At 37.2% G+C, this 26,738-nt stretch carries 29 protein-coding genes and 1 tRNA gene; 18 read left to right on the top strand and 12 right to left on the bottom strand.

The annotated features are described in order from the left end of the window. Positions 1-316 precede the first annotated feature (316 nt). Positions 317-391 (bottom strand) — tRNA-Pro (locus tag J0871_RS10690). Positions 392-607: 216 nt separating this feature from the next. On the opposite strand from J0871_RS10690, the gene J0871_RS10685 reads away from it, so the two are divergent. From J0871_RS10685 to J0871_RS10630, 12 genes are all read left to right on the top strand, one after another. Then, positions 608-1,807, top strand: coding sequence for a PQQ-dependent sugar dehydrogenase (locus J0871_RS10685; protein ID WP_208225207.1), 1,200 nt, complete (start codon positions 608-610; stop codon positions 1,805-1,807). A 92-nt stretch (positions 1,808-1,899) separates the two neighbouring features. Next, positions 1,900-2,508 (top strand): uridine kinase, encoded by a 609-nt coding sequence (gene udk, locus J0871_RS10680; protein ID WP_208225206.1) that lies wholly within the window; start codon positions 1,900-1,902, stop codon positions 2,506-2,508. Positions 2,509-2,597: 89 nt separating this feature from the next. Then, a complete protein-coding gene (locus tag J0871_RS10675; RefSeq protein WP_075326634.1) occupies positions 2,598-2,915 on the top strand; it encodes a septum formation initiator family protein in 318 nt (105 codons plus the stop codon). A 20-nt stretch (positions 2,916-2,935) separates the two neighbouring features. Then, entirely contained in the window at positions 2,936-4,318 is a 1,383-nt protein-coding gene (locus J0871_RS10670) for a methylmalonyl-CoA mutase subunit beta (RefSeq protein ID WP_208225205.1), read from the top strand. Positions 4,319-4,333: 15 nt separating this feature from the next. Beyond that, positions 4,334-6,472 (top strand): methylmalonyl-CoA mutase, encoded by a 2,139-nt coding sequence (gene scpA, locus J0871_RS10665; protein ID WP_208225204.1) that lies wholly within the window; start codon positions 4,334-4,336, stop codon positions 6,470-6,472. Between the two features lie 97 nt (positions 6,473-6,569). Further along, positions 6,570-7,451, top strand: a complete 882-nt coding sequence (locus tag J0871_RS10660; RefSeq protein WP_208225203.1) for an SDR family oxidoreductase — start codon at positions 6,570-6,572, stop codon at positions 7,449-7,451. 163 nt (positions 7,452-7,614) lie between these two features. Then, the gene (locus tag J0871_RS10655; protein ID WP_208225202.1) at positions 7,615-8,379 is read left to right on the top strand and encodes an AAA family ATPase; all 765 of its coding nucleotides are present in this window, start codon (positions 7,615-7,617) and stop codon (positions 8,377-8,379) included. A gap of 3 nt (positions 8,380-8,382) precedes the next feature. Continuing rightward, on the top strand, positions 8,383-9,288 hold the full coding sequence (locus J0871_RS10650) for a ParB/RepB/Spo0J family partition protein (RefSeq protein WP_208225201.1): 906 nt from the start codon (positions 8,383-8,385) through the stop codon (positions 9,286-9,288). Further along, positions 9,278-9,868, top strand: a complete 591-nt coding sequence (locus J0871_RS10645) for a DUF5683 domain-containing protein (RefSeq protein WP_208225200.1) — start codon at positions 9,278-9,280, stop codon at positions 9,866-9,868. The genes J0871_RS10650 and J0871_RS10645 overlap by 11 nt, the downstream gene beginning before the upstream one ends. A 50-nt stretch (positions 9,869-9,918) precedes the next feature. Continuing rightward, a complete protein-coding gene (gene dapB / locus J0871_RS10640) occupies positions 9,919-10,632 on the top strand; it encodes a 4-hydroxy-tetrahydrodipicolinate reductase (RefSeq protein WP_208225199.1) in 714 nt (237 codons plus the stop codon). A gap of 55 nt (positions 10,633-10,687) precedes the next feature. Continuing rightward, positions 10,688-12,262 (top strand): signal peptidase I, encoded by a 1,575-nt coding sequence (lepB, locus tag J0871_RS10635; protein ID WP_208225198.1) that lies wholly within the window; start codon positions 10,688-10,690, stop codon positions 12,260-12,262. Beyond that, complete coding sequence (locus J0871_RS10630; RefSeq protein ID WP_208225197.1) at positions 12,263-12,913, top strand: WbqC family protein; 651 nt, start codon at positions 12,263-12,265, stop codon at positions 12,911-12,913. Here the strand turns inward: J0871_RS10630 and J0871_RS10625 are convergent. The 7 genes from J0871_RS10625 to J0871_RS10595 all read right to left on the bottom strand — a co-directional run bounded on the left by J0871_RS10625 (position 12,903) and on the right by J0871_RS10595 (position 19,139). After that, positions 12,903-13,931, bottom strand: coding sequence for an endonuclease/exonuclease/phosphatase family protein (locus J0871_RS10625; RefSeq protein WP_208225196.1), 1,029 nt, complete (start codon positions 13,929-13,931; stop codon positions 12,903-12,905). The two genes, J0871_RS10630 and J0871_RS10625, sit on opposite strands and share 11 nt — an antisense overlap. After that, on the bottom strand, positions 13,932-14,849 hold the full coding sequence (locus J0871_RS10620; protein WP_208225195.1) for a rhomboid family intramembrane serine protease: 918 nt from the start codon (positions 14,847-14,849) through the stop codon (positions 13,932-13,934). Next, positions 14,849-15,592 (bottom strand): rhomboid family intramembrane serine protease, encoded by a 744-nt coding sequence (locus J0871_RS10615; RefSeq protein ID WP_075326622.1) that lies wholly within the window; start codon positions 15,590-15,592, stop codon positions 14,849-14,851. Before J0871_RS10615 ends, J0871_RS10620 begins: the two co-directional genes overlap by 1 nt. Further along, positions 15,593-17,461, bottom strand: a complete 1,869-nt coding sequence (mutL, locus tag J0871_RS10610) for a DNA mismatch repair endonuclease MutL (RefSeq protein WP_208225194.1) — start codon at positions 17,459-17,461, stop codon at positions 15,593-15,595. Then, complete coding sequence (locus J0871_RS10605) at positions 17,462-17,755, bottom strand: hypothetical protein (protein WP_093302413.1); 294 nt, start codon at positions 17,753-17,755, stop codon at positions 17,462-17,464. A 110-nt stretch (positions 17,756-17,865) separates the two neighbouring features. Continuing rightward, positions 17,866-18,363, bottom strand: coding sequence for a 6,7-dimethyl-8-ribityllumazine synthase (gene ribH, locus J0871_RS10600; RefSeq protein ID WP_075326620.1), 498 nt, complete (start codon positions 18,361-18,363; stop codon positions 17,866-17,868). A 2-nt stretch (positions 18,364-18,365) separates the two neighbouring features. Beyond that, positions 18,366-19,139, bottom strand: a complete 774-nt coding sequence (locus tag J0871_RS10595) for a tetratricopeptide repeat protein (RefSeq protein ID WP_208225193.1) — start codon at positions 19,137-19,139, stop codon at positions 18,366-18,368. Positions 19,140-19,285: 146 nt separating this feature from the next. Here J0871_RS10595 and recF point away from each other — a divergent pair, with 146 nt between their 5' ends. The 6 genes from recF (at position 19,286) to J0871_RS10565 (ending at position 22,888) form a co-directional block, all read left to right on the top strand. Next, entirely contained in the window at positions 19,286-20,365 is a 1,080-nt protein-coding gene (gene recF, locus J0871_RS10590; RefSeq protein ID WP_075326618.1) for a DNA replication and repair protein RecF, read from the top strand. After that, on the top strand, positions 20,362-20,796 hold the full coding sequence (locus tag J0871_RS10585) for a lipocalin family protein (protein WP_083634172.1): 435 nt from the start codon (positions 20,362-20,364) through the stop codon (positions 20,794-20,796). The genes recF and J0871_RS10585 overlap by 4 nt, the downstream gene beginning before the upstream one ends. Next, the gene (locus tag J0871_RS10580; RefSeq protein ID WP_075327954.1) at positions 20,780-21,076 is read left to right on the top strand and encodes a DUF721 domain-containing protein; all 297 of its coding nucleotides are present in this window, start codon (positions 20,780-20,782) and stop codon (positions 21,074-21,076) included. Before J0871_RS10585 ends, J0871_RS10580 begins: the two co-directional genes overlap by 17 nt. 10 nt (positions 21,077-21,086) lie before the next feature. Beyond that, positions 21,087-21,659, top strand: a complete 573-nt coding sequence (locus J0871_RS10575; RefSeq protein WP_208225192.1) for a pseudouridine synthase — start codon at positions 21,087-21,089, stop codon at positions 21,657-21,659. 76 nt (positions 21,660-21,735) lie between these two features. Then, positions 21,736-22,527: a HipA family kinase gene (locus J0871_RS10570; protein WP_093302400.1), complete on the top strand. Its 792-nt coding sequence runs from the start codon at positions 21,736-21,738 to the stop codon at positions 22,525-22,527. Then, positions 22,505-22,888: a DUF3037 domain-containing protein gene (locus J0871_RS10565; RefSeq protein WP_208225191.1), complete on the top strand. Its 384-nt coding sequence runs from the start codon at positions 22,505-22,507 to the stop codon at positions 22,886-22,888. Before J0871_RS10570 ends, J0871_RS10565 begins: the two co-directional genes overlap by 23 nt. Positions 22,889-23,047: 159 nt before the next feature. On the opposite strand, the gene wrbA is transcribed toward J0871_RS10565, so the two are convergent. The 4 genes from wrbA to J0871_RS10545 form a co-directional block, all read right to left on the bottom strand. Continuing rightward, on the bottom strand, positions 23,048-23,650 hold the full coding sequence (gene wrbA / locus J0871_RS10560) for an NAD(P)H:quinone oxidoreductase (protein WP_208225190.1): 603 nt from the start codon (positions 23,648-23,650) through the stop codon (positions 23,048-23,050). Between the two features lie 86 nt (positions 23,651-23,736). Then, positions 23,737-25,455, bottom strand: a complete 1,719-nt coding sequence (gene ggt / locus J0871_RS10555) for a gamma-glutamyltransferase (RefSeq protein WP_208225189.1) — start codon at positions 25,453-25,455, stop codon at positions 23,737-23,739. Positions 25,456-25,604: 149 nt separating this feature from the next. Then, positions 25,605-26,174, bottom strand: coding sequence for a biliverdin-producing heme oxygenase (locus J0871_RS10550; protein WP_243870461.1), 570 nt, complete (start codon positions 26,172-26,174; stop codon positions 25,605-25,607). Further along, positions 26,161-26,715, bottom strand: a complete 555-nt coding sequence (locus J0871_RS10545) for a response regulator (protein WP_208225188.1) — start codon at positions 26,713-26,715, stop codon at positions 26,161-26,163. The genes J0871_RS10550 and J0871_RS10545 overlap by 14 nt, the downstream gene beginning before the upstream one ends. Positions 26,716-26,738 lie beyond the last annotated feature (23 nt).

The raw sequence follows: 26,738 nt of genomic DNA, 5'->3' as shown, positions 1-26,738 counted from the left end.
CAGAATCCTTTAATGCAAAGATAAAAGCCTTTAGGGCTCAGTTTAGAGGAGTGAAAAATGTAGAATTCTTCTTATATAGATTAACCACAATTTTTGCTTAAACACAACAATTAGGCTTGATCCATAATTGTCGAAGTCAAATCACGCTAAAGCCCTAAGGCAACTGAAAGGTAAGAAAAAATGGGTAACCGATTAGGTAACCGAATAGGTCACATTTTATTTGATATCAAACAAAAAAAAATGATTCCCAGTTTTGCTAAAAGCACTGAAAATCATTTATTTAGGTGGTTTTTGAGCTATTTTGATACTCAAAAAGTCGGGGTGGCAGGATTCGAACCTGCGGCCTCCTGCTCCCAAAGCAGGCGCGATAACCGGGCTACGCTACACCCCGAGTAATTTTTTAATCGCGCTCGGCGCGATAACTTAAGTTTATAATAGTAAAAACTATTATTAAACTTCAAAATTTCAACTTGAGTGAACTAATATCCCCCAAAGCGGGTGCAAATATAAGAAAACTTATCAGTCTACAAGAAAAACTTTAGATTTTTTATATCTTAGTTGAATCTTGCGGGCAATGCAGGATAAGCTAATCACAAAAAAAATTATTATGAAGCGAATTTTATTATTATTGGGCTTGATTTTTACTTTTTCCGCCTGCGGAGATAATCAAAAATCTGATAAAAAAGCCGAGGTGGAAGAACCAACAGAAACAAATGCTCAGGATTCTGATAATCCGGTACCAAAAGAAATGCCAGAGGCTGTTTCTCCCGAAAACGAATATAAACACGAGGTTGTTGCAGAGAATATGTCAATTCCATGGGGATTTGATTTTCTTCCCGATGGCAGCATCCTTGCAACCGAAAAAGGTGGCGATATTTATCATTTTAAAGATGGTAAACGTGTAGCTATTACCGGCGGTCCAGAAATTTACAATCAGGGGCAGGGTGGATTACTGGATATCGCCCTTCATCCCGATTTTGAGAACAATAATTGGGTTTATATCACCTATTCATCAGATGAAGGTGAAGGCGAAGGTGGAAATACTGCCTTAATGCGAGCCAAACTGAAAAACAATCAACTAACCAGTCGCGAAGATTTATACAAAGCCACTCCTAACTCTACCAGAGGACAACATTTTGGATCACGAATTGTTTTTGACGGAGAAGGTCATTTATTTTTCACTATTGGAGATAGAGGAAATAGAGATGTGAATCCGCAGGATATTACAAGAGATGGTGGGAAAGTATACCGACTTAACTTAGACGGAAGCGTACCTTCAGACAATCCTTTTGTAGGTGAAGAAAACACTATAGAAGCTATTTATTCTTACGGACACAGAAATCCGCAGGGTATGATTTTCAACGAAGAAACCGGTGAAGTTTGGGTTAATGAACACGGCCCAAAAGGTGGTGATGAAATTAATGTTGTAAAAGCTGGAAAAAATTACGGTTGGCCGGTAGTAACTTATGGTGAAAATTATGATGGCACCACTATTACTGAAGATAGAACAGGACCTGAATTTCAGAACCCACTTACCTACTGGTTACCATCAATCGCACCAAGCGGATTTGAAAAAGTAACTTCAGATAAATATCCAGAGCTTAAAGGAAACTTTTTAGTGGGTGCCCTTAAATTTCAATATTTAGAACATTTAGCCATAGAAAATGGAGAAGTAACTACACGTGAGAAATTATTGGAAGGTCTTGGAAGATTAAGAGATGTTCAACAAGGCCCTGACGGATTTATCTACGCTGCTGTTGAAGGAACGGGAATAGTAAAATTGCTACCCCTGGAGGAAGCTGAATAATTTATAATCCTAAGATCAAAGCTTAGGAATTAAAACATCATATTTATTTCTAATTTGGGGCAAATGTTTAAATTTGCCCCAAATTTTTTTAGATGCTCATTATAGGAATTACAGGTGGAACCGGTAGTGGAAAAACTACGGTAGTAAGGCAAATTATAGACGAATTAAAAAATGAAGAGGTAGATGTAATTTCCCAGGATTCCTACTATAAAGATCTAAGTCATTTAGCTAAAGAAGAGCGGGTTAAAACCAATTTTGACCACCCAAAATCTATAGATTTTGATCTTTTAGTTGAACATTTAAAAGAACTTAAAGCAGGCAATACCATTCAACAGCCTGTATATTCATTTACAGAACATAACCGCACCAAACAAACCCTGGAAACCCAACCCAGGAAAGTGGTGATTGTAGAAGGCATTCTAATCTTCGCCCATCCTGATATTAGGGAGATGTTTGATATTAAAATCTACGTTCACGCCGATAGTGACGAACGTCTAATTCGCCGACTTAAGAGAGATATTTCTGAACGTGGGCGCGATTTAGATGAAGTTTTATGGCGATATCAAACTACGCTGAAACCAATGCACCAGCAGTTTATAGAACCTACCAAAGAATTTGCCGATATCATTATTCCTACCAACCGTTATAACACCGTTGCTGTTGATATTGTGCAAACCATAATCAAAGACCGCTTGACCTAATTTTGTATCTTTAATCCAAATAGCCGAGAAAAATTTAAGTTTTACGGTTTAACCAAAACAATCTTAATTAGTTACTGAAGTTAGAAGGTGTGAAATTAAAGGAATTAAGAAACAAAAAATGGTTTAAAATTATTAGCAACAAATATGTGCTGCTAATAATTATTTTTGGAGGCTGGATGCTATTTTTAGATAGTAATTCCTGGTTAGTCCATAATGAACTCAACCAGGAAGTAGAGGAGCTTGAAGAAAATAGGCAGTATTACAAAAATGAAATCTCCAAAGATAAAGCAACCATACAACAGCTTCAGGATTCGGTAGAGATGGAAAAATTTGCGCGCCAGCAATATTATATGAAACGTCCCAATGAAGAAATATTCATCATTGAATACGATACAATTCAGGATTAATTTTTCAGAAAAACCACACAATGAAAGAATCATTATTTCAGGAATTTGAAGAAGTTTCTGCAAAAGAATGGAAACAAAAAATACAATTTGATCTAAAAGGAGCCGATTATAACGAGAAACTCGTTTATAAGTCCCTGGACGGAATTAATATAAAACCTTTTTATAGTGGTGAAGATGTTGAAGAAAGTATAAAAACACCTTCTCCAAAAAACTGGAACATTTGCGAAAGATTATACGTAGTTTCTGTTGAAAAAAGTAATAAGCGTGCAAATGAAATTCTTAACAAAGGAACCGAAAGCCTTTGGTTTATCATCCCGAATGAAGAAATTTCTATTGAAAATTTACTGGAGGGAATAGTACTGGATAAAACCATAATTTACTTTAGTTTCAGCTTTTTTTCTGAAAATTATTTCAAACGTTTTCGGGAGTATTTTAAAGGAAAACAGCATCAGGTTTTTCTTCAATTTGATATTGTAGGAAACCTTGCCCGTTCCGGAAACTGGTTCCATAATCTTCAAAAAGACCACGAAATCCTGAACAGTATTTTCACTAATTCCAAAGATTTTAAATCGGTAATCAGTATAGATACCGCTTTATATCAAAATGCCGGTGCAAATATTCCACAGCAATTGGCTTATGCCCTGGCGCACGTTAACGAATATCTTAACCATTTTCAGGAAAGCCCGAATTTCGAGAAATTACAACCACAATTTCTAATTGCTTCCGGACCAAATTATTTCTTCGAAATAGCAAAAATTAAAGCTCTAAGATGGCTATACGCTACTTTAGCTTCAGAATACAACATCCCGGAAACCTGCCATATCCTGGCGCAACCCACCAAAAGAAATAAAACACTTTACGATTTCAACGTAAATCTTCTTCGAACAACCACTGAAAGTATGAGCGCTGTTTTAGGCGGTGCCGATACGGTTTATAATATGCCTTATGATGCTATCTATCATAAAAACAATGAGTTTGGAGACAGGATTGCCCATAATCAATTGCTAGTGATGAAACACGAGGCATACCTTGACAAGGTTGCCAATGCTGCCGAAGGTGCTTATTATATTGAAAGCCTTACCAAACAATTTGCGGAAATGGCCCTAGATATTTTTAAAGAAATAGAGAAAGGTGGTGGCTTTTTAAAGCAATTAAAAGAAGGAGCTATTCAGCGAAAAATAAAGGAAAGCGCTAAAAAGGAACAGGAACAATTTGATAGTGGAGAATTGGTATTAATAGGTACTAATAAATTCGAAAATCCGCAGGACAAAATGAAAGATGAACTGGAATTGTATCCATTTTTAAAGCAAAATCCGCGTAAAACTCTAATAGAACCTATCCTGGAAAGACGTATAAGTGAACAAATTGAGCAGGAAAGAATAAAGCAGGAAAAGGTCGAATAATTAAAAAAAAGAGCAATGCAAAGAAAAGATCTTCAACATATAGAATTAAAAGAACCAGCAATTGGCAAGCGGCAAAAAGAGGGTGAAAACAACACCTATAAAACCCCGGAAGAAATCAACTTGCAGCCTTCTTATTCAAAAGAAGATATCAAAGATCTAAAACACTTAAATTTTGCGGCTGGAATTCCTCCCTATTTACGGGGTCCTTATAGTACAATGTATGTTAGTCGGCCGTGGACGATTCGCCAGTATGCTGGATTTTCTACTGCTGAAGAAAGCAATGCTTTTTACCGAAGAAATCTTGCTGCCGGGCAAAAAGGGCTTTCGGTTGCTTTTGATCTTCCCACCCATCGCGGTTACGACAGCGATCATGAACGTGTGGTTGGCGATGTGGGAAAAGCCGGTGTTGCGATAGATTCGGTCGAAGATATGAAGATCCTTTTTGACCAGATTCCGCTCGATAAAATGTCGGTTTCTATGACGATGAACGGTGCGGTTTTACCGGTTTTGGCATTCTATATCGTTGCTGCCGAAGAACAGGGCGTTAAACCGGAACAACTTTCAGGAACTATTCAAAACGATATTTTAAAGGAGTTTATGGTACGTAATACCTACATCTATCCACCTACTCCTTCAATGAAGATTATTTCAGATATTTTTGAATATTCCTCTCAAAATATGCCCAAATTCAATAGCATAAGTATTTCGGGTTATCATATGCAGGAAGCCGGTGCTACCTGCGATATTGAGCTCGCCTACACCTTAGCCGACGGATTGGAATATATTCGAAAAGGTCTGGAAGCCGGAATGGATATAGATAGTTTTGCACCCCGACTTTCCTTTTTCTGGGGAATTGGGATGAACCATTTTATGGAAATCGCTAAAATGAGAGCGGCTAGAATGCTTTGGGCAAAACTTGTAAAGCAGTTTAACCCAAAGAATGCAAAATCACTTTCGCTTAGAACACATTCACAAACCAGTGGATGGAGTTTAACCGAACAGGATCCGTTTAATAATGTAGCTCGAACCTGTATAGAAGCGGCAGCGGCAGCCTTTGGTGGAACCCAAAGTTTACACACCAATGCTTTGGACGAAGCCATTGCACTCCCAACAGATTTTTCAGCAAGAATAGCGAGAAACACGCAGCTACACCTTCAACAGGAAACAAAGATCACCAAAACGGTAGATCCGTGGGCCGGCAGTTATTATGTTGAAAAACTTACCGACGAGATCGCTGAAAAAGCCTGGAAACTTATTGAAGAAGTTGAAGAATTAGGCGGAATGACCAAAGCTATTGAAGAAGGAATCCCGAAGATGCGCATTGAAGAAGCCGCAGCTAAAAAACAGGCAAGAATTGATAGCGAAACCGATATTATTGTAGGCACTAACAAATACCGACTCGAAAAGGAAGATGAGCTGGTTACTTTAGAAGTAGATAACCAGACCGTAAGAAAACAACAGGTTGAACGCCTGGAGAAAATAAAAGCCGAAAGAAACACCGAAAAAGTTGAAAAAGCGCTAAAAGATGTTACCGAATGCGCCGAAAAAGAAAACGGGAATTTGCTTAGTTTAGCTGTTGAGGCGGCAAGACATCGCGCAACCTTAGGTGAAATTAGCGATGCGTTGGAAGAAGTTTACGGCAGGCATAAAGCTAAAGTACAAACCTTTAGTGGTGTATATTCTAAAGAAATGAAAGAGAACACTTCGTTTAAAAAAGCCAGGGAACTGGCCGATAAATTTGCAGAACAGGACGGAAGAAGACCCCGAATTATGATCGCAAAAATGGGTCAGGATGGTCACGATCGTGGTGCAAAAGTAGTAGCCACCGGTTATGCCGATCTTGGTTTTGATGTGGATATTGGACCACTTTTTCAAACTCCCAAAGAAGCTGCAAAACAGGCGGTGGAAAACGATGTACATATTCTTGGAGTTTCTTCACTAGCAGCAGGCCATAAGACCTTAGTTCCACAAGTTTTGGAAGAATTAAAGAAATTAGGAAGAGAGGATATAATGGTAATTGTAGGCGGGGTAATACCGTCGCAAGATTATCAATATTTATTTGATGCCGGCGCTGTTGCGGTTTTTGGACCGGGAACTAAAATAAGTGATGCCGCTATTCAGCTTTTAGAAATTTTAATAGAAGAAGAAGTTTAAACTCGTAAAAATAACCTTGAAGGTTTTATAAAATATAAAAGGACTTAAAATATTATATCTCACTTAGTGAGTAAACCAACCAACTAAAAAATAAATTATGGATTTTACTAAAAAAATGCTTCGGGACGATGCTTTAAAAGGCAAAACGATGATCGTAACCGGTGGAGGAAGTGGCCTTGGGAAAGCAATGACCAAATACTTTATGGAACTTGGCGCTAACGTAGCCATTACTTCCAGGAACCTGGAAAAACTTCAAAACACCGCGAAAGAACTTGAAGATGAAACCGGAGGTAAATGTTTTGCGGTTCAATGCGATGTTAGGCATTACGATCAGGTAGAAAACATGCGTGATGAAGTTCTAAAAGAATTTGGAAGCATAGATGTTTTATTAAATAATGCTGCGGGAAACTTTATTTCTCCAACTGAAAGATTAAGCGCCAATGCTTTTGATACAATCATTGATATTGTACTTAAAGGAAGTAAAAACTGCACCATGGCGCTTGGAAAACATTGGATAGATACAAAGCAAGAAGATAAAACTGTACTTAATATCGTGACCACTTATGCGTGGACAGGTTCTGCTTATGTAGTGCCAAGTGCTACGGCGAAAGCAGGAGTTTTGGCTATGACCCGCTCTTTAGCTGTAGAATGGGCAAAATACGGAATTAGGTTCAACGCAATTGCACCCGGCCCCTTCCCTACCAAAGGCGCCTGGGATAGATTATTACCGGGAGATTTAAAAGACAAATTCGATCTTGCTAAAAAAGTACCACTAAAAAGAGTTGGTGAGCACCAGGAATTGGCAAACCTTGCTGCCTATTTAGTTTCAGATTTTTCAGCTTATGTAAATGGCGAAGTAATTACCATAGATGGAGGAGAATGGCTTAAAGGTGCCGGGCAGTTCAATTTACTGGAAGCAATTCCCGAGGAAATGTGGGACCAATTGGAAGCAATGATTAAAGCGAAGAAAGGGAGCTAATTCCATTTTAATAAAGATTAATTCTACTGAAATCAATTTATTTAAAACCGATTGTTGTGCTTTTCTGGCAACAATCGGTTTTTTATGTATAAGCTGTTAACAAAATCATTTTATAAACCTGTAATAAATTGTATTTTTACCCTTCAAAAATCATAAAGACTTAATGGGTAAAATCATTGCTATTGCAAACCAAAAGGGAGGAGTGGGCAAAACCACTACCTCGGTAAACCTGGCCGCTTCGCTTGGAGTACTTGAACAGAAAGTATTGTTAATAGATGCAGACCCACAGGCCAACGCCACTTCCGGACTCGGAATTGACGTGGAAGAGGTTGAATTAGGTACTTACCAGCTTTTTGAAGACTCGATAGCTCCTGAAGAATGCATTCAAAAGACCAGTTCCCCAAATCTTGATATTATTCCTGCTCATATAGATCTTGTAGCTATAGAAATTGAATTGGTAGATCAGGATGCCAGGGAATCTATGCTGAAAAAGGCTATTACCCCGCTAAAAGAGCTGTATGATTTTATTTTAATCGACTGTGCCCCTTCCCTGGGTTTATTAACTTTAAATGCTTTGACCGCTTCAGATTCTGTGGTTATCCCAATACAGTGTGAATATTTTGCGCTGGAAGGTTTAGGAAAATTATTGAATACTATTAAAAGTGTTCAGAAAATTCATAATAATAAATTAGACATAGAAGGTTTATTGCTTACTATGTATGATTCTCGCTTAAGATTATCTAACCAGGTTGTAGAAGAAGTACAGAAGCATTTTGGCGAGATGGTTTTTGATACAATCATTCAAAGAAATGTGCGTTTAAGTGAAGCCCCAAGTTATGGGGAAAGCATTATTAACTATGATGCGGGCAGCAAAGGAGCCAGCAATTATTTGAGCCTGGCACATGAAATTATAAAGAAAAACTCGTAGAAGATGGCGAAGGCGACCAAAAAACAAGCATTAGGACGTGGACTTTCAGCTTTATTGAAAGATCCGCAAAACGATATACAATCTGCAGAAGATAAAAATGCCGATAAACTGGTTGGACATATTGTTGAACTGGATTTAGAATCTATTGAAGTAAATCCTTTCCAACCAAGAACAAGTTTTAATGAAGACAATCTTAAAGAACTCGCATCATCAATACGAGAACTTGGAGTAATTCAACCAATTACCGTAAGAAAACTGGATTTTGATAAATACCAGCTGGTTTCGGGAGAACGCCGTTATCGTGCTTCAAAATTGGTAGGTTTAGAAACAATTCCGGCTTATATAAGGATCGCCAACGACCAGGAATCTTTAGAAATGGCTTTGGTAGAAAACATTCAGCGCCAGGATTTAGACCCAATAGAAATTTCACTTTCGTATCAGCGTTTAATAGATGAAATAAACCTTACCCAGGAACAATTAAGTGAACGCATTGGTAAAAATCGCTCTACTATTGCCAACTACTTACGTCTTTTAAAACTGGATCCCATAATACAAACAGGAATGCGAGATGGCTTTATGAGTATGGGTCACGGGCGCGCACTTATAAATGTGAGCGATCCGCAAAAGCAACTGGATATTTATGAGAAAATACTTCAAAAATCATTGTCGGTAAGAGAAACTGAACAACTGGTTCGCGAGGTAAACGAAGGTTCAAAAGCTTCAAAAACTTCCAAGAAAACGGCTGCAGTTCCTACTACTTATAAAAAAGGAATTAAAGAATTTTCAGAATATCTTGGGACCAAAGTTGATGTGAAAGTCACTAAAAAAGGCTCGGGGAAACTTAGTATTCCTTTTTCTTCCGAAGAAGATTTTAATAGGTTAAAAAAACTTATTCAGGGTGAAGAATAATCGGGCTTTATTATCTGTATTTTTTCTGTTGTTTGTTTTTACACTTACGGCCCAGGAAGATTCTTTAATGGTGGAAACTCCTGAAGTGCCAGATACTGTTTCTAAAGAAAAAGATTATAAACCTTACAATGCCCTCGCACCCGCTAAAGCTGCATTTTACTCGGCTATATTACCGGGTCTGGGACAGGCATATAACGACAGGTATTGGAAAATCCCTTTAGTATATGCGGGAATTGGTACCGGAGTTTATTTTTATATAAACAACAATAAAGAATGGAACCGGTATAGGGATGCTTATAAAAATCGGCTTGCAGGTAGAAAAGATGAATTTACCGTAAATGGAGAAGAAAGGATATCTGATGATGGTCTAATAAGAGCCCAGGAATTTTACCGCAGAAACAAAGAAATATCGATATTGGTAATCGCAGGATTTTATGTCTTGAATATTATAGATGCCAATGTAGACGCGCATTTACAGCAATTTAATGTTAGTGAAGACCTTACGCTACAACCTAATATGGGGCTTGATAATTTTACCGGGAAATCCCGGTACGGTTTATCTTTAAATTATAAGTTTTAGGAAGCGTTTTATTACTACCAATTAATTAGAATATCAAAATTTTTATAGAGATGAAAATAGCACTTTTAGGATACGGAAAAATGGGAAAGACAATTGAAGAGATTGCTTTAAACCGTGGTCACGAAATTGTTCTTAAAATTGAAGAAGATATTGATACTTACGAGATCAATAAAATGGAAATTGATGTTGCTATAGATTTTAGTGTTCCAAAAGCAGCGTTTAAAAATATTACCACCTGTTTTGAAAATAATATCCCGGTGGTTTGTGGTACAACCGGTTGGTTAGATGATTATGAGAAAGCAGTAGAAATTTGCAAAAAAGAAGGCAGCGCTTTTATTTATGCTTCTAACTTTAGCGTAGGTGTAAATCTATTTTTCGAACTGAATAAAAAACTGGCCAAAATGATGAATGGTATGGAGGATTATGCTGTAGAAATTGAAGAAATTCATCATACCCAGAAACAAGATGCCCCAAGTGGCACAGCTATAAGTCTTGCGCAACAAGTAATTGCTGAAAACGATAAAAAGAACAATTGGCAACTGGATCACGCCGCTGCCGATGAAATCCCTATTAAAGCTAAGAGAATTGAAGATGTGCCGGGCACTCACACCGTTTCTTACAAATCTAAAATAGATTCTATAGAAATTATGCATACCGCAAATTCACGAGAGGGATTTGCCTTAGGGGCAGTAATTGCTGCAGAATGGCTTAAGGATAAGCAAGGAGTTTTCACTATGCAAGATGTACTTTCCAGCCAATTTTAAACAAAAAATAGTAACAATCACTGGATTTTGTTACTAATAAGCAAAGAATAAAAATATGACGTTTACACAATGGTTTCTGTTTTTTCTGCTGGTTCAGGTTATTCACTTTGCAGGTACCTGGAAACTTTATCAAAAAGCGGGAAGACAAGCCTGGGAAGCCGCAATTCCTATTTACAATGCAGTAATTTTAATGAAAATCATAAACCGCCCGTGGTGGTGGGTGATTCTTCTGTTTATTCCTATTGTAAACCTTATTATGTTCCCGGTAATTTGGGTGGAAACCATAAGAAGTTATGGCAGGCATAGTACTACCGATACAATTTTAGCTATTATAACACTCGGTTTCTATATCTACTATATAAATTATGCAACTGATGTAAAATATATTGAAGATAGGAGCTTAAAACCAAGGACCGCCGCCGGCGAATGGATAAGCTCTATACTATTTGCAGTAATTGCCGCAACCATAGTGCATACTTATGTAATGCAACCTTTTACCATACCAACTTCTTCTTTAGAAAAAACTTTATTAGTAGGTGATTTCCTTTTTGTAAGTAAGTTTCATTATGGAGCACGCCTGCCAAGAACGGCGGTGGCGTTTCCTATGGTGCACGATACTATACCTGTTTTGGGTGTAAAATCTTATTTAACAAAACCTCAAATTCCATATTTGAGATTACCGGGATTTGAAGAAATAGAGCGCAACGATATTGTAGTCTTTAACTGGCCGGTAGATACTGTAAATGCTTTTCAGCAATATGGTGATGGGAAATATTATTACAAACCCATAGATAAAAAATCTAATTACGTAAAACGAGCGGTAGGAATTCCCGGGGATTCTCTGGAAGTTCGTGCAGGGAAAGTTGTGGTAAATAACCAGCCGCTTCAGCTTCCGGGGCGTGCAAAAACTCAGTTCACTTATATTGGTACTACCAACGGGCAGGGTTTTAACCCCAGGTATTTATATGAAGAATATGATATTACCGATGGTTATTACCACAACCCTAATACCAATCAATTTTATATAAAAGCCTTAACCGAAGACGCATATAACCGAATTAAAAATCATCCCAACGTTACGAGTATTGAAAGATATTCTGACTCATTAGGCTCAAAAGATCGAAGCATTTTTCCGAATAATGGAAAACTGAATTGGAATAACGATTATATGGGTCCAATTTACATTCCTGAGGAAGGGGTGACAGTAGATCTTACTGCAGAATCAATGCCTTTTTATAAGCGAATTATAGAAACTTACGAAGGCAGTGAGATGGGAATTAACAATAAGCTAAGTCTTAATGGAACCCAGGTTTTATTAAACGGCCAACCTGTAAATTCTTACACCTTTAAGCAAAATTATTACTGGATGATGGGTGACAATCGCCATAACAGTGAAGACAGCCGTACGTGGGGATTTGTTCCTGAAAACCACGTGGTGGGAAAACCTGTATTTGTGTGGATGAGTTGGGATGCCAATGCCCAGGGCTTCTTTAATAAAATAAGATGGGATCGTGTTTTTACCACCGTTAAGGGTGACGCTACACCCACCTCATACCTGCCCTATTTTCTAATAATTGTAGTAATACTTATCGCTTTTAATTACTTCAAAAAACGCAGGAAAAACGCTTAAATGGAAAATATTTTAATACATCCGGCCTATTTTGGGCCGGTTTCTCAGTTTGTTGCATTGGTAAAAGCTGATAAAGTCTTTTTTGAAAACGAAGACAATTACCAGAAACAAACCTATAGAAACCGGATGTATATCTATGACTCCAATGGAAAATTATTGCTGAATATTCCTATTAAGCATCGTTCTGCTTTAACCGGCGAACCTAAAAAAGCCGGTAAACACCAGTTATATAAAGAAGTTAAAATTGAAAATGATTTTGAATGGCAAAAGCAGCATTGGAGAGCTTTAAAAGCTTCTTACCAAACTTCGCCATTTTTTGAATTCTATGAAGATGAAATTTATCCGCTTTATCATAAGAAATTTAATTACTTAATAGATTTCAATTATGCCTGCTTGGAGTTTGTTACAGATGCACTTCAGCTGGATTTAAATTTCGAAAAAACTTCAGAATATATTCTTTATCCAGAAGACAAAAAAGACCTAAGAACATTGATTAATGCTAAGGGTAAATTGAAATTTCAGCAGGAAGAATACACCCAGGTTTTTAAAGAAAAACACGGGTTTTTACCTAATTTAAGCATTCTGGATCTTCTTTTTAATGAAGGGTCAAATACCACCAATTACCTGGAAGCACAGGAACTTAAATTTTAATCCTGGTTAAGATTGGATAGTGATCTGAAAGTTCATTTTTAAAACGGGCATAATCGTTTATTTGAATGTTGTTATCTACCCAGATAAAATCTATTCTTAAAGGGAAATAATTTAATTTAAATGTTTGCCCAAAACCTTCACCAGAATGCAAAAAAGCATCAGTAAACCTGTCATCTTTATTTAGCATTTCATACACATAAGAGAAAGCAGTATTGTTAAAGTCTCCGGCGATAATTGTTTTATAAGGAGTTTTGTTCACTTTTTCCATCATCATTTCAGCCTGTTCCTGTTGTAAACTAAAACCCTGCCCTATTCTACCAAGCAATTTCTTAGAATCTGCTTTACGTAAGTCTTCAATTTCGGGTTTAATATTCAGGGATTGAAAATGAACATTAAAAATACGCAAGGTATCTTTTTTCACTACCACATCGGTATAGATAGAATTATTATTCCCATTATGCGGAAAATCTATAGAAGATTGTTCAATTATTGGATATTTAGAGAAAATAGCCATCCCAAACTCAGAATTCCTTCCTTTTTTATGCACAAATTTGTAAGGGTATATTTCCTTAAAACCGGTTTCGTCTACGGTATGCTCCTGCGTGAGTAAAATATCCGGATTTTTATCTTTTACAAAATTGGTAATTTTCTCTGGAATGTTTTTTTCATCAGTCCATCCATAAGAATTAAACATTCTAACATTATAGCTCATAATACTCAACTCATCATCAGAGGTAAGTGTATCACCGCTAAACTGGTAAAGATTGGTTACATAATTATAACCTACCAGTAAAATAATAAATGATAACAGAAATTGCCTTTTCAACCTTATAATCCAATAAACCATAAAAACCAGGTTTATTAAGATTAAAATCGGTACCCCAAGGCTTAAAACAGAAAGTAATGGAAAAGATTTTGGAGGAATAAAAGCAAGCAAATAAGATAATAAAAGTGCCGTAGCAGCAAGGGAATTAAAGATAAAAATGATCTTATCTATTATGAGTCCAAGATTCTTCATTTAATCTTCTTTACCGGCTTTAAATAGAAAATCTTTCTCGCTTTTGCTCAAACTATCATAACCGCTTTTGCTTATTTTATCTAAAATAGCATCAATTTGCTTTTGTTTTTCATCTTTATCCAGCTTTTTAGAAGAAGAAGAAGATTTACGAGGTCCCGAGCCAGATTTTTTATCTGAAGTTTTTCGGTACACCGTTTTCATTTTGGCTTTGCGCTCGGTAGGTTGAAACATAGCCGCAAAGCTGTCCATTATTTTCTCAAACCAGGAACCAATATCATTCCCTTTTTGTAATTGTTTAGTATAAGTATAGCCTAAAGTCGCACCACCGAGGTGAGCTAAATGCCCCCCGGCATTCCCCATTGGAATTTGAATAACATCCAGGGCCACTAAAAAAGCGGCGATATACCAGAATTTAATACTTCCTATTAAAAGAAGTCTAACCCGCATATTGGGAATATAGGTAGCAATACCTACTAAAACGGCCATTACCCCGGCAGAAGCTCCTATTAAATAAGATCTACCGGTAGCTTCAAATGCGGGAAATAAATTATAACTAAGCATATAAACCAAGGCGCCCATAATTACTCCAAGAAAGAAATAATTGAGCAATCTTTTTGGCGAAAAATAGTTTAAAAAATAAATTCCAGAAAAGTATAAAATGAGCATATTAGAGAGAATATGCCAAATCCCGCCGTGTAAAAAAGAATAGGTAATAATGGACCAGGGCTTAAATATAAACTCTCCTAATTCCTTCGGAAAAGAAAACCACTCCAGTAAAAAGTCTGACGGTAACTGAAACAAAAAGGTTAAGGTTCTAAAAAGATAAAACAAGATAAAAACCAACACATTAATTGCGATTAGTTTTTCAACTACCGTGGCGGTTTGTAGTTTGTATTTAAATTTATCAGATCCTTTCATCAATCCCAGCGATTTTGGTTAAACTGGTTTTTCTTCCAGTACCACATCATAATAAAGCCGAACAGGGCTCCACCAATGTGGGCAAAGTGAGCAATACCTCCTCCAAATAACGAATATCCGGTTAATCCTGAAAATAAATCAAGTAAAATAAGTGCAGGAATAAAGAATTTTGCCTTAATAGGAACCGGCACAAATAAAAGGAATAATTCTACATTGGGAAACATCATTCCAAAAGCAACAAGAATTCCATAGATAGCACCAGATGCTCCAACCGCAGGTGTATTTACGCTTTGATATAATCCCTGAAGCGTTTCCCGGGGTACAGACTCAAGTATTGCGGTAGAATATTCTCCCGTTTTAAGCAATTGTTCTATACTTCCCATACTCATTCCTGCATCTAAGAGCGCATTATAACCGGTTTTAAATTCAATATAATTTACCAATGTATGTAAAAATGCAGCTCCAAGCCCTGCCGAAAAGTAGAAGAAAATAAATTTCTTTTGCCCTAGCATTTGTTCTATAGGGCCACCAAACGCCCAAAGTGCATACATATTAAAAACAATATGCATAAGTCCGCCGTGCATAAACATATGGGTAACAAACTGCCACGCCATAAAATTATCGTTCTCAAAGAACCAAAGTGCAAATAACTGGTAGGCATAATCGCCCAGAAACTGGCTACCAACAAAAAAGATGATGTTGATTATTAAAAGTACTTTTACAGTTTCGGTAATTCTTCCCATTTACATAAATTTTTTGTCCAGTTCGTCTACCGTTAAAGTAACGAAAACCGATCTGTTAGACGGGCTTAACCCGGGTTCTTTACAAGCAAACAACCTGTTAACGATATGTTGCTGCTCGGTATTGTTTAATAAGGTACCAGATTTTACCGCCATTCCCTTTGCGAGCGACTTTGCCAGCAAATCGGTTTGAGAAAAACCATTATCGGGTACATCGTTTTCAAAATCGGCAATAAGTTGTTCCAGTAATATTTCTACTTCACTTTCTGAAATAAGCGTTGGAATCCCAACAATTTCTACGGAATCACTTTTCACTTCAGAAAATACAAATCCGGTTTGTTCCAATGAATCCTGTAATTGTTTTAATATCTCAATTTCGTGAGTATTAAACTGAAGATTTAACGGAAACAATAATTGTTGGCTCACCGCGGCTGAAACGGTAATATTTTTCAGCATTTCTTCATATAAAATCCTGGTGTGGGCCCGGTGTTGATCTATAACTAAAATCCCACTCTTCAGAGTACTTACAATATATTTTTTATGAAGCTGAAAGGTAGATTTTTCTTCTTTATCTTCAGAAGGCTGGAATAAATTTCCCGTTACTTCTTCACTTTCAAATTCTATTTCCCTAAAATCTGAATCCGACTTAGGGGTGTCTTCGGTTTGCAAACCAGTATATAAACTTTCCCAACTTTCTCCCCGCTCTTTTCTAAAGTTTGAAGAAAAGGAGTTTGAACCAGTTTTATGAGTCCGGGCATTTTCTTCCCGGAATGGATTAAAATTACGATCTACTTCTACCTGCGGTACTTCAGCCAATCTATTTTTATAATCGTAAGGTGTATCCAGGTTTGCATCCCGATCAAAATCTAAAACGGGAGCTACATTAAATTGTCCCAAACTATGTTTTATAGCGCTTCTCAAAATTGCATAAAGCGCGTGTTCATCATCAAACTTTATTTCAGTTTTAGTAGGATGAATATTGATATCTATACTTTTAGGATCAACCTTTAAGAAAAGAAAATAACTGGGATAAGATTTATCTTTTAGCAAACCTTCAAAAGCGGCTACCACGGCGTGATTTAAGTAAGGACTTTTTATAAACCGATTATTTACAAAAAAGAACTGTTCTCCCCGTGATTTTTTGGCAAACTCAGGTTTCCCTACAAATCCCGAAATTTCAACAATCTCGGTCTCCTCGGTTACCGGCACCAATTTTTCGTTGGTTTTTCCTCCAAAAATATTAGTAATTCGTTGCCTGTGATTAGTCTCCGGAAGTTGAAAAAGCTCACTTCCATTATGAAATAAAGTAAAAGCAATTTGCGGATGTGCTAATGCCACCCTTTGAAATTCATCTATAATATGCCGTGTTTCTACCGCATCAGATTTCAGGAAATTTCTTCTTGCGGGAATATTATAAAACAGGTTTTTTACACTAACCGAAGTTCCTTTTGGGCAAACACAAACATCCTGATTGGCAACTTTACTGCCTTCAACCTTAATTTGTGTTCCAACTTCATCATCTTCAGGTTTCGTTTTTAACTCTACGTGGGCAATTGCCGCAATAGAAGCCAATGCTTCTCCCCTAAAGCCTTTAGTTTGTAAACTAAAAAGATCTTCAGCAGATTTAATTTTTGACGTAGCGTGACGTGCAAAACACATCCTGGCATCGGTAAGGCTCATTCCCTTCCCATCATCAACCACCTGGATAAGAGTTTTTCCGGCATCTTTAATTACCACCTGGATATTTCCAGAACCAGCATCAATAGCATTTTCAACCAATTCTTTAACCACCGAAGCAGGGCGTTGCACCACTTCCCCGGCAGCAATCTGGTTCGCTACATGGTCTGGTAAAAGTTGAATTATATCTGTCATTTAGGGTTGATTGGAAAAGATGGACAGATCAAAGTCAATTATCCATAGAAAAATAAGAACCAGCACCATAATAATAATGAGCAATCGCTTATTGATCTCCCGGTTTCCCCGGGTTCTACTTGATTTACGCACTTCAGCCCATTGAGAGCCAAAATCTATGGCATTTGTAGTTTCTTTATACTTACTAAATTTTGAATCAAAACTATAAATATTACCCGTATCCTTCCCCTTATAATAACGTGGGGTGTAATTATACCGGGCATTCTTTCTGGGTTTATGAATTTTGATTTTCAAAATATGTTGATTTTCTGTGGTAGTTCAAATTTACTCAAATTGCTTCAAAAAACCGAAGCGAACGAGCTTAAAAAGAAATCAACAATAATAATGCCGATGTATATTTTTATTTAAAATCTGGCGTCCTGGCGTAATTTAGCCATTTTAATAGCAGCTATGGCAGCTTCAGTACCTTTATTACCGTGCTTCCCGCCACTTCTATCTATGGCCTGTTGCATATTTTGATCGGTTAAAACACAAAAGATAATTGGAGTATCGTTTTGTACATTCAAGTCTTTTATACCCTGGGTAACGCCTTCACAAACAAAATCAAAATGTTTTGTTTCTCCCTCAATTACGCTTCCAATAGCAATAATCGCATCAAGCATATCATAACTTTCCTGCATTTTTTTGCAACCGTAAATAAGTTCAAAACTGCCGGGTACATTCCACCGAACAATTCTCTTTTCCTGCACCTTATTTTCTATAAGTGCGTTAAAAGCGCCTTCATAAAGGCCTTCGGTAATTTTATCGTTCCATTCTGAAACAACAATCCCGATGCGAAAATCACTCGCATCGGGAAGTTGGTCTTTATCGTAATCTGAAAGGTTATTTCCTTCTGTAGCCATAATTATTGTTTTGCAGCGCGAGCCTGCCCCATATAGATTGGCACCTGCTCAGCTTCTGGAGCTTCTGGATACTCATCTTTTATTTTCTGAAGGTGTTCTTCGGCTTCAGCTGGTTGCCCCACTTCTAAAGCGGTTATTGCTGCTTTAAGTAAAAATTTTGGTGTTGTAAATTCATTAGAACGCATAGAAGCAGCCTTTTCGTAATAATCTAGAGCTTCTTCCGGTTGTTCTAATTGCATAAAAGCATCTCCAATTCCGCCAGTAGCTAAAGCAGCCAGAACTTCATCATCACTATTAAAATCTTCAAGATAATTGATTGCTTCCTGATAATTACCGGTGTTCAAATAAGCGAAACCGGCATTGTAAGTTGCAAGGTTTGCTGCATCGGTACTTCCGTAGTTATCTATAATATCAAGAAAACCATATTTACCTTCACCACCATTTAAAGACATCGTGAAAAGTGAATCGCGCTCAGCGCCAGATGCGTTTAAAGCCGAAGCAAAATAGTTTTGAGCCTGAGCCATTTCATTGGCCGCTTCCTCCTGTTTTGGTTCACTTACAAAACGTTCGTAACCAAGGTAACCTAAAACGGCTACGATTGCTACTCCAACAATGATATAAATATACTTTTGATTTTCTGCTACCCAGGTTTCGGTCCTGCCAGCACCTTCGTCAAGAGTGTTAAATACTTCAGCAGTTGTAGATTCGTCTTCTACCTGTTTCTGCTGTTCTTCCTTATTAGATGGTTTATATCCTTTTTTCTTGTAAGTTGCCATAAAAACTGTTTAATGCGTGGCAAAAATATGATTTTTATTCAAAATTAAAAGGGAAATTATTTGTATTTTTTTAATATTTTCGGGTCATTCGCTTTACTTTCAGAATTCTATTATATAAATATCAAAAAGCTGAACAACAGCATTTTATGTTTTTAAAACAACTCTCTTTAGTTAATTACAAAAACCTGGATTCAGCTTCTTTCGAGTTTGACACGAAAATAAATTGTTTTGTAGGCAATAATGGCGTTGGTAAAACCAACGTTTTAGACAGTATTTATCATTTGGCTTTTGGAAAAAGCTATTTTAACCCAATTACCAGCCAAAACATTAATCACGATGCCGATTTTTTTGTGGTTGAGGGACAGTTTGAAAAATCACAAAAAGAGGAACAAATATTAGTAAGCGCTAAACGCGGACAAAAAAAAGTTATAAAGCGGAACAATAAGCCCTATGAAAAATTTAGTGATCATATTGGCTTTATTCCTACCGTAATTATTTCTCCGGCCGATCGTGACCTTATAATTGAAGGAAGCGAAACCCGCCGAAAATTTATGGATGGTGTGATCTCCCAGAGCGATAATGTTTATCTCAATAAACTTATTCAGTACGGAAAGATAAACGCGCAGCGTAATTCTTTGCTAAAATACTTTGCCGCAAATCATAGTTTTGATCGTGATACTTTAGAGGTTTATAATCTTCAGCTTAGTGACCTAGGCCAGTATATTTTTGAAAAAAGAAAAGCCTTTTTAGAAGAATTCATTCCTATTTTTAATAAGCGATATGCTGATATTACTAAAAACAAGGAACAGGTAGATATAAGTTATAAAAGTCAGCTGTTTGATAGTGATTTAGCTTCTTTACTTGAAGCAAACCTTCAAAAGGATATGACCTTACAATATACAAGCGTAGGCACACATAAGGACGATCTAAGTTTTGAAATTGAAGGTCACCCTATCAAAAAATTTGGCTCCCAGGGGCAACAAAAATCTTTTTTAGTTGCGTTAAAATTGGCGCAATTCGATTTTATTAAAGCTATAAGTAAAGTAAATCCAATTTTACTGCTCGATGATATTTTCGACAAATTAGACGAGCAACGTGTGGCACATATTGTAGCTTTGGTGGCTACAGATCAATTAGGTCAAATTTTTATTAGTGACACTCACGCAGATCGTACAGAAGCTGTGGTTAAAAGCAGTAATCAATCTTATAAACTCTTTAAATTGTGAATAAAAAAATTCTTTTTTTCCTCTTCGGAATCGTACTTTTAGGATGCGCGAAAAACAACCCTGAAGAACAATTGGAACACCTTACCGGTTACTGGGAAATTGATCGAGTGGAGATTACAGAAGATTCAGTAATTAACTACAAGGTGAATGCCACGGTAGATTATATTGAATTTGATGGCGAAGAAGGCTTTCGCAAAAAGGTTAAGCCGCAATTTGATGGCAGTTATAAGACTAGTGAAGATATAGAAGAAATTTCAGCACAAATAGAAAACGACAGTTTGCGTTTACATTACAAAACCCCATTTGACGAATGGACCGAGACCGTAATTTCTGCTGAAGAAGATAAGTTTAGTGTACTAAACCGGGATGGGAAAATTTACCATTACACAAAATTCACCTCCTTATTAGATGAAAATGAAGAAGAGAAATAGTGAAAATCAAAGTTTAAGCGAAGTTTTAAAAGAATTTGTAGACCATAACAAACTTCAGGGTGGTCTTGATAAAGTTAGCGTTAAAGATGTCTGGTACCGTGAAATGGGTCCTGCAATAGAAAAATATACTACAGCCATAAAACTTCAAAACGAAACACTTTTCGTGCAATTAAGCTCTTCTGTTTTAAGGGAAGAACTTAGTTATGGTAAAGAAAAAATAATCAATATGCTAAACCGGGAATTAGGAAAAGACCTCATTAAAAAACTGGTTTTACGCTAAAATTATCCCCGTGCACCGCCATTTCAAAATCTATAAACCTTACGGCTATTTAAGTCAGTTTATCACTAATGAACGTCCCAGGAAGAAAAAGAAACTTTTGGGAGATTTAGGTGATTTCCCTGCGGAAACAATGTCTGTTGGCCGGCTGGATCAGGACTCAGAAGGTTTGCTTTTTCTTACCACCAGTGGTAAAGTAAGCGCCAAAGTGAACGGGAACAAAATTGAAAAAGAATATTACGTTCAGGTAGATGGACAAGTTACTTCTAAAGCTATTGAACAACTAAAAAACGGGGTTGAAATAAGCATTAACGGTAAAAGCTATGAAACGCTTCCCTGCAAAGCGTTTATCCTGGAAGAAAGACCCACTTTCCCCGAAAGGGCAAAGAAAATTAGGGATGAACGCCACGGCCCTACCAGCTGGATTTCCATAACACTCACAGAAGGTAAATTCCGCCAGGTGAAAAAAATGACTGCCGCTGTTGGTTTTCCTACCTTAAGATTGGTGCGCGTAAGGATTGGAAATGAAAAACTTGAAGGAATGGATGCCGGGGAAGTTATAGAACTTTCCGAATTTTCTCTTTAAATATTACTTTATTAACCCATTGGCCATTATCTCAAATTGAGCCATAAACCTTAACTTTGACGCTTTATAACAATTTATGCAAAAAGCAGAATTAAGAACGGTTACGGTAACCCGCTATATCACTCCACTAAGGGAAGGGGGCTCATTGCCGGCACTTACCGAAGCTGACGATGATTTTAAATATGTGCTGAAATTTAAAGGCGCAGGCCACGGCGTAAAAGCTTTAATCGCTGAACTTCTAGGGAGCGAAATTGCCCGCGCCCTGGGCTTTAAGGTGCCAGAACTCGTTTATGCTAATTTAGATGAAGCTTTTGGAAGAACAGAAGGCGATGAAGAAATTCAGGATCTATTACAGGCTAGCCAGGGATTAAACCTGGCGCTTCATTTTTTATCTGGTGCCATAAATTTTGATCCCGTGGTGACCGAAGTTGATGAATTTGAAGCTTCAAAAATAGTTTGGCTTGATGCTTTTATCACCAATGTAGATCGCACCTATAGGAATACCAACATGCTAATGTGGCACAAAGAATTATGGCTTATAGACCACGGAGCTTCGTTTTATTTTCACCACTCGTGGACGAATGTTGAGGAAAAAGCAAAAACGCCTTTCAGCTTTATTAAAGATCACGTTTTACTTCCAAGAGCCAATAAGTTGCAGGAAGCCAATGAGTATTGCAGGAAATTAATTACTCCCGAAAAAATAAAAGAAATTGTATCCTTACTACCTTCAGAATGGCTGCAATGGGAAGATACCGATGAAACGGAAGAAGAAATTAAAAATGTTTATACGCAGTTTTTAACAACTAGACTCGCACATTCAGAAATTTTTATAAAAGAAGCAGAAAATGCAAGAAAAGCACTTATATGAATATGCTGTAATTAGGCTGGTGCCTAAGGTTGAACGCGAAGAATTTCTAAACGTGGGGATTATCTTGTTTAGCAAACAATCTAAATATTTAAAAGCTTTATTTGAAGTGGATGAAAAGCGATTGGCTGTTTTCTGCAAAGACCTGGACAAAGATGAACTTTGCACTAATCTTGATTCATTTAAAAAGATTTGCGAAGGAAGTAAAAATGGTGGACCAATTGCACAACTAGATTTAGCTTCTAGATTTAGATGGCTTACCGCGGTGCGCAGCTCTATAATTCAAACTTCACGACCACATCCTGGAATGACCAGTGATCTTGATAAAACTTTAAATAGGCTTTTTACAGAACTTGTTTTATAAAAAAGAGATTATTTGAAGACTTGAAATTGTCATCCTAAACTTATTTCAGAGCCTGTCCCGATTTTTATCGGGAATCAAAGCAGTTATCAAACTAGAAGCTGAAACAAGTTCAGCTTTCCGACTCACATTTTCAAATAATCCCTCTTTAAGATTTATTTTCTAGCTCTTAAACTTTGCGGCCATTTCTACCGTTCTTTTTACCTGGTGATTTACTGCTTTTTTAATATTATCCCCGGGACCATTCCCGTCGGCAGTTACACTAATTCCGTAAGGGTTTCCTCCGGCTTCGAATAAACAAGGATCTGTATAACCCGGAGCTACAATTATAGATCCCCAGTGCATTACCGTTTTATAAAGAGAAAGCAAAGTGGCTTCCTGGCCGCCGTGTGGGTTTGCAGCACTCGTCATTCCGCTTACAATTTTATTGGCTAATTTTCCACTAGACCAAAGCCCGCCGGTAGTATCAAAAAATGCCTGTAATTGTGATGGTAAGTTTCCATAACGCGTTGGGGTGCTAAAAATAATAGCATCTGCCCATTCAAGATCATCCAGTTCTGCCGTTGGGAAATCTTTATTTTCTTCGGCATATTTCTTCCAGGATTCATTTTGATTTATCGCTTCCTGGGGCGCAGTTTCCTGAATTTTTTTCACTCTTACTTCTGCTGCTCCTGCTTGTTTTGCCGCTTCCCCGGCCCATTGTGCTAATTGGTGATTTGTGCCAGTGGCACTATAAAATATCACTGCTACTTTTGGTTGACTCATAATTTATCTTTTAAAATTGATTAATCTTTTCAGATAAATATAAAACAAAATAAAGCGAATAGTTCTAAGGTTATTATAAAATTCAATTAAAATCCGGAGGCTTTTCCATCATAACTACGGGAATCTGCAGCGCCATAGATTAAGTTATTTTCCCAATCTATATAAATGCCCATTGCCTGTCCCTGGTTTCCTGCTTCATAAACTTCGTGTCCCATTTCTTCATAAATACGTTTTGTATCGGGAGAAATCCCCCAATCCTCAAACCGCGTACGGTTGGGGAGCCATTGGTGATGAATTCTAGGAGATTCAATAGCTTCAGCTATATTCATTTTATGATCTATGGTATTTACAATTACCTGTAGCACAGTATTAATAATAGTTCTTCCGCCGGGACTACCTATTACCAAAAGTGGTTTACCGTTTTTTGCTACAATGGTGGGCGTCATACTGGAAAGCATACGTTTTTCGGGAGCAACTAAATTAGGTTTTGTTCCAATTAGTCCGCGAGTATCTGTGTGCCCGGGAATTGGATTAAAATCGCCCATTTCATTATTCAGCAGAAAACCTGCGCCTTCTACCACGATTTTAGAGCCGTAACTTCGTTCTAGGGTATAGGTTAACGAAACCGCATTTCCCTCTTTATCTACTACCGAAATATGGGTGGTTTGCGGACTTTCATATTGCAAATGTGCATTATTAAAATTGGCAGAATCACTTATAGAAGCTTTTTTAATCTCAATACCTTCCCGCAGCTCGGCAGCATATTTCTTAGAGATTATTTTTTCTATAGGCATTTCAGGATTAAAATTAGGATCTCCTAAATAAAGTGCCCTGTCGGCATATGCTCTGCGCATGGCTTCGGTAAGTAAATGCAGGGAAGCTGCAGAATTATGTCCCGTTTCTTCTAAATTGAAACCTTCCAGAATATTCAGCATTTCTATAAGAGCTACTCCCCCTGAACTTGGCGGAGGCATTGCTACTATTTCGTGACCACGGTAAGTACCGGTAACAGGTTCCAGCTCTTCAGCTTTATATTTTGCAAGATCCTCTTCGGTGATAAGTCCGCCGTGTTTTTTCATAAAATCAGCGATCAATTTTGCTGTTTTTCCCTTATAAAAACCATCGGCTCCATTTTTCTGAATTCGCTTTAAAGTTTTAGCAAGGTCAGGTTGTTTCCAGTTTTCTCCAGGCTTATAAACTTCTTCCCCATTTTTAAGAAAAGCTTTAGCGGTGGCCGCATACAAAGCATCATCTTTTTTATCCTTTACCCAATTTAGAAACCAGTTCATATTATAGGTAGATTCAAATCCGTTTTCAGCAAGTTCTACAGCAGGCTGTAAAAGTTCTTGCCAGGGCAAACTTCCCATTTTCTGATGCGCATCATAAAGTCCCGCCACTGTGCCGGGCACTCCAACGGAAAGCAGACCTTCGTGATTAGAATTATCTTTAATCTTTCCATCTTTTCCTAAAAACATATTTGGAGTAGACGCTAAAGGTGCTTTTTCACGAAAATTAAAAGAAGTTTTATCACCGTTACTCCCGTGATAAGCCAAAAACCCACCTCCGCCAAGATTTCCTGCGGAAGGCAGAGTAACAGCGAGTGCAAAAGCCGTTGCTACACTGGCATCTATGGCATTACCTCCTTGGGCTAAAATATCGCGCCCCACTTCTGAAGCAAGATAATGACTGGTAACCACCATTCCATTTTCTGCCCTTACAGGCGTGCGGCCAGATTGTGCTACACTTGAAAAATAAAAACTGAACGCCAGAAAAAGGCAAAACAAAGGTTTAAACTTATGTTTCATATATTTTGGAAGCTTGGGTTATAGAATCTTATATATTTCGATATATGTAGTATAAAATCGAATAGAACAAGGAAATTTAAATTCTATTATTGGGTAAACCTAAAGAAAAAGGTGGCAGAAAACAAGACCCAAAAATAAAATATAAGAAATTAAGTATTTTGGGGAATAACTGAAGTTTCCCCAAAAACAAGCCCAAAAAATTCAAAAGTCTCCTGAGCTTTTTTAGAAGCTATCGCAATTTGTGCTTCATTAAAATCTTCAGCTTTAAGTTCTTTTACAAACTTATTCCAGGATTTTACTCCATCACGATCGCCATTAAAGAAATATGGCCTGGATATCTCAGCTAAATTAGGGCAATTAGGAATCTCTTTTGAAATATAAATCCCGCCTAAGGCAGAACCTAAAACTACGTAAGCCGCTCCCAGGGCTTCTTCACGCGATGTGATGCTGAATTCACCCTGAAATTCTTCAGAAATAGAGGTATCTACATTCAAATTCTCAAGGTCTTTTGCCAGCTGATCGCTTTTATCTGATTTGTAGGCTGGGATAAATTTAGAAATTTCAGCTTCGGTAATTTTATAGGCAATATAATTCTGCAGTAATAAAAGTTTATAATCTTCCAGGCTTATTTCGTGTGAAATAATCTTCCCGGCAAGATTTTCTTTTTCCAGTTCTTCGTGTAATTTCTGGGTAGCATTTCTAAGGTTATTCAGCATCATCTACACCAAATTTATCAAGGTTCTTCCTTATTTTTGCAATATTTTCCCGCTGCTCTTTATCATCGGCTTTCATACTGTCCAGATAACTGTAAATTTGGTGAACGGCTATTTTATTTTTTCTAATTCTTTCCCTTAATTCGTCGTGCTGTACCATATTATAGATCGCCTGTTTTAATAAAGGCTCTAATTTCTCGGCAAGAACATTCATATGCTTTTTTAGAATAAAACCTGAAGCTCCAGATAGGATTGTATCGGCAGCCAACTCATCATCGTCTAAGGCTCCGGTTATAAAAATTAAAGGAATAGTTTCGTCTATAGATTTTGCCAACTGCATAATATCAAGCCCCGTGCCGGTGGGAAGGTTATAATCTGAAATTATTACATCGGGTAAAAAGCTGGTGAAAATTCCTTCAAAACCCGGTAAATCTTTAACCACTTTAATCTGGGGTTTTTCAACAATTTTAGCAATTTGTCTTTTTATTAAAACTGCATCGGTTTCCTCATCTTCCACCAGAATTATGCGCAACGGCGTTTTGATCATTACTTCTAAATTTTCACAAAAAT

The organism is Salegentibacter sp. BDJ18, from assembly GCF_017579965.1.
Classification (GTDB): Bacteria; Bacteroidota; Bacteroidia; order Flavobacteriales; family Flavobacteriaceae; genus Salegentibacter.
The sequence above is the reverse complement of the archived record's forward strand: the minus strand, read 5'-3'. Positions and strand labels throughout refer to the sequence as shown.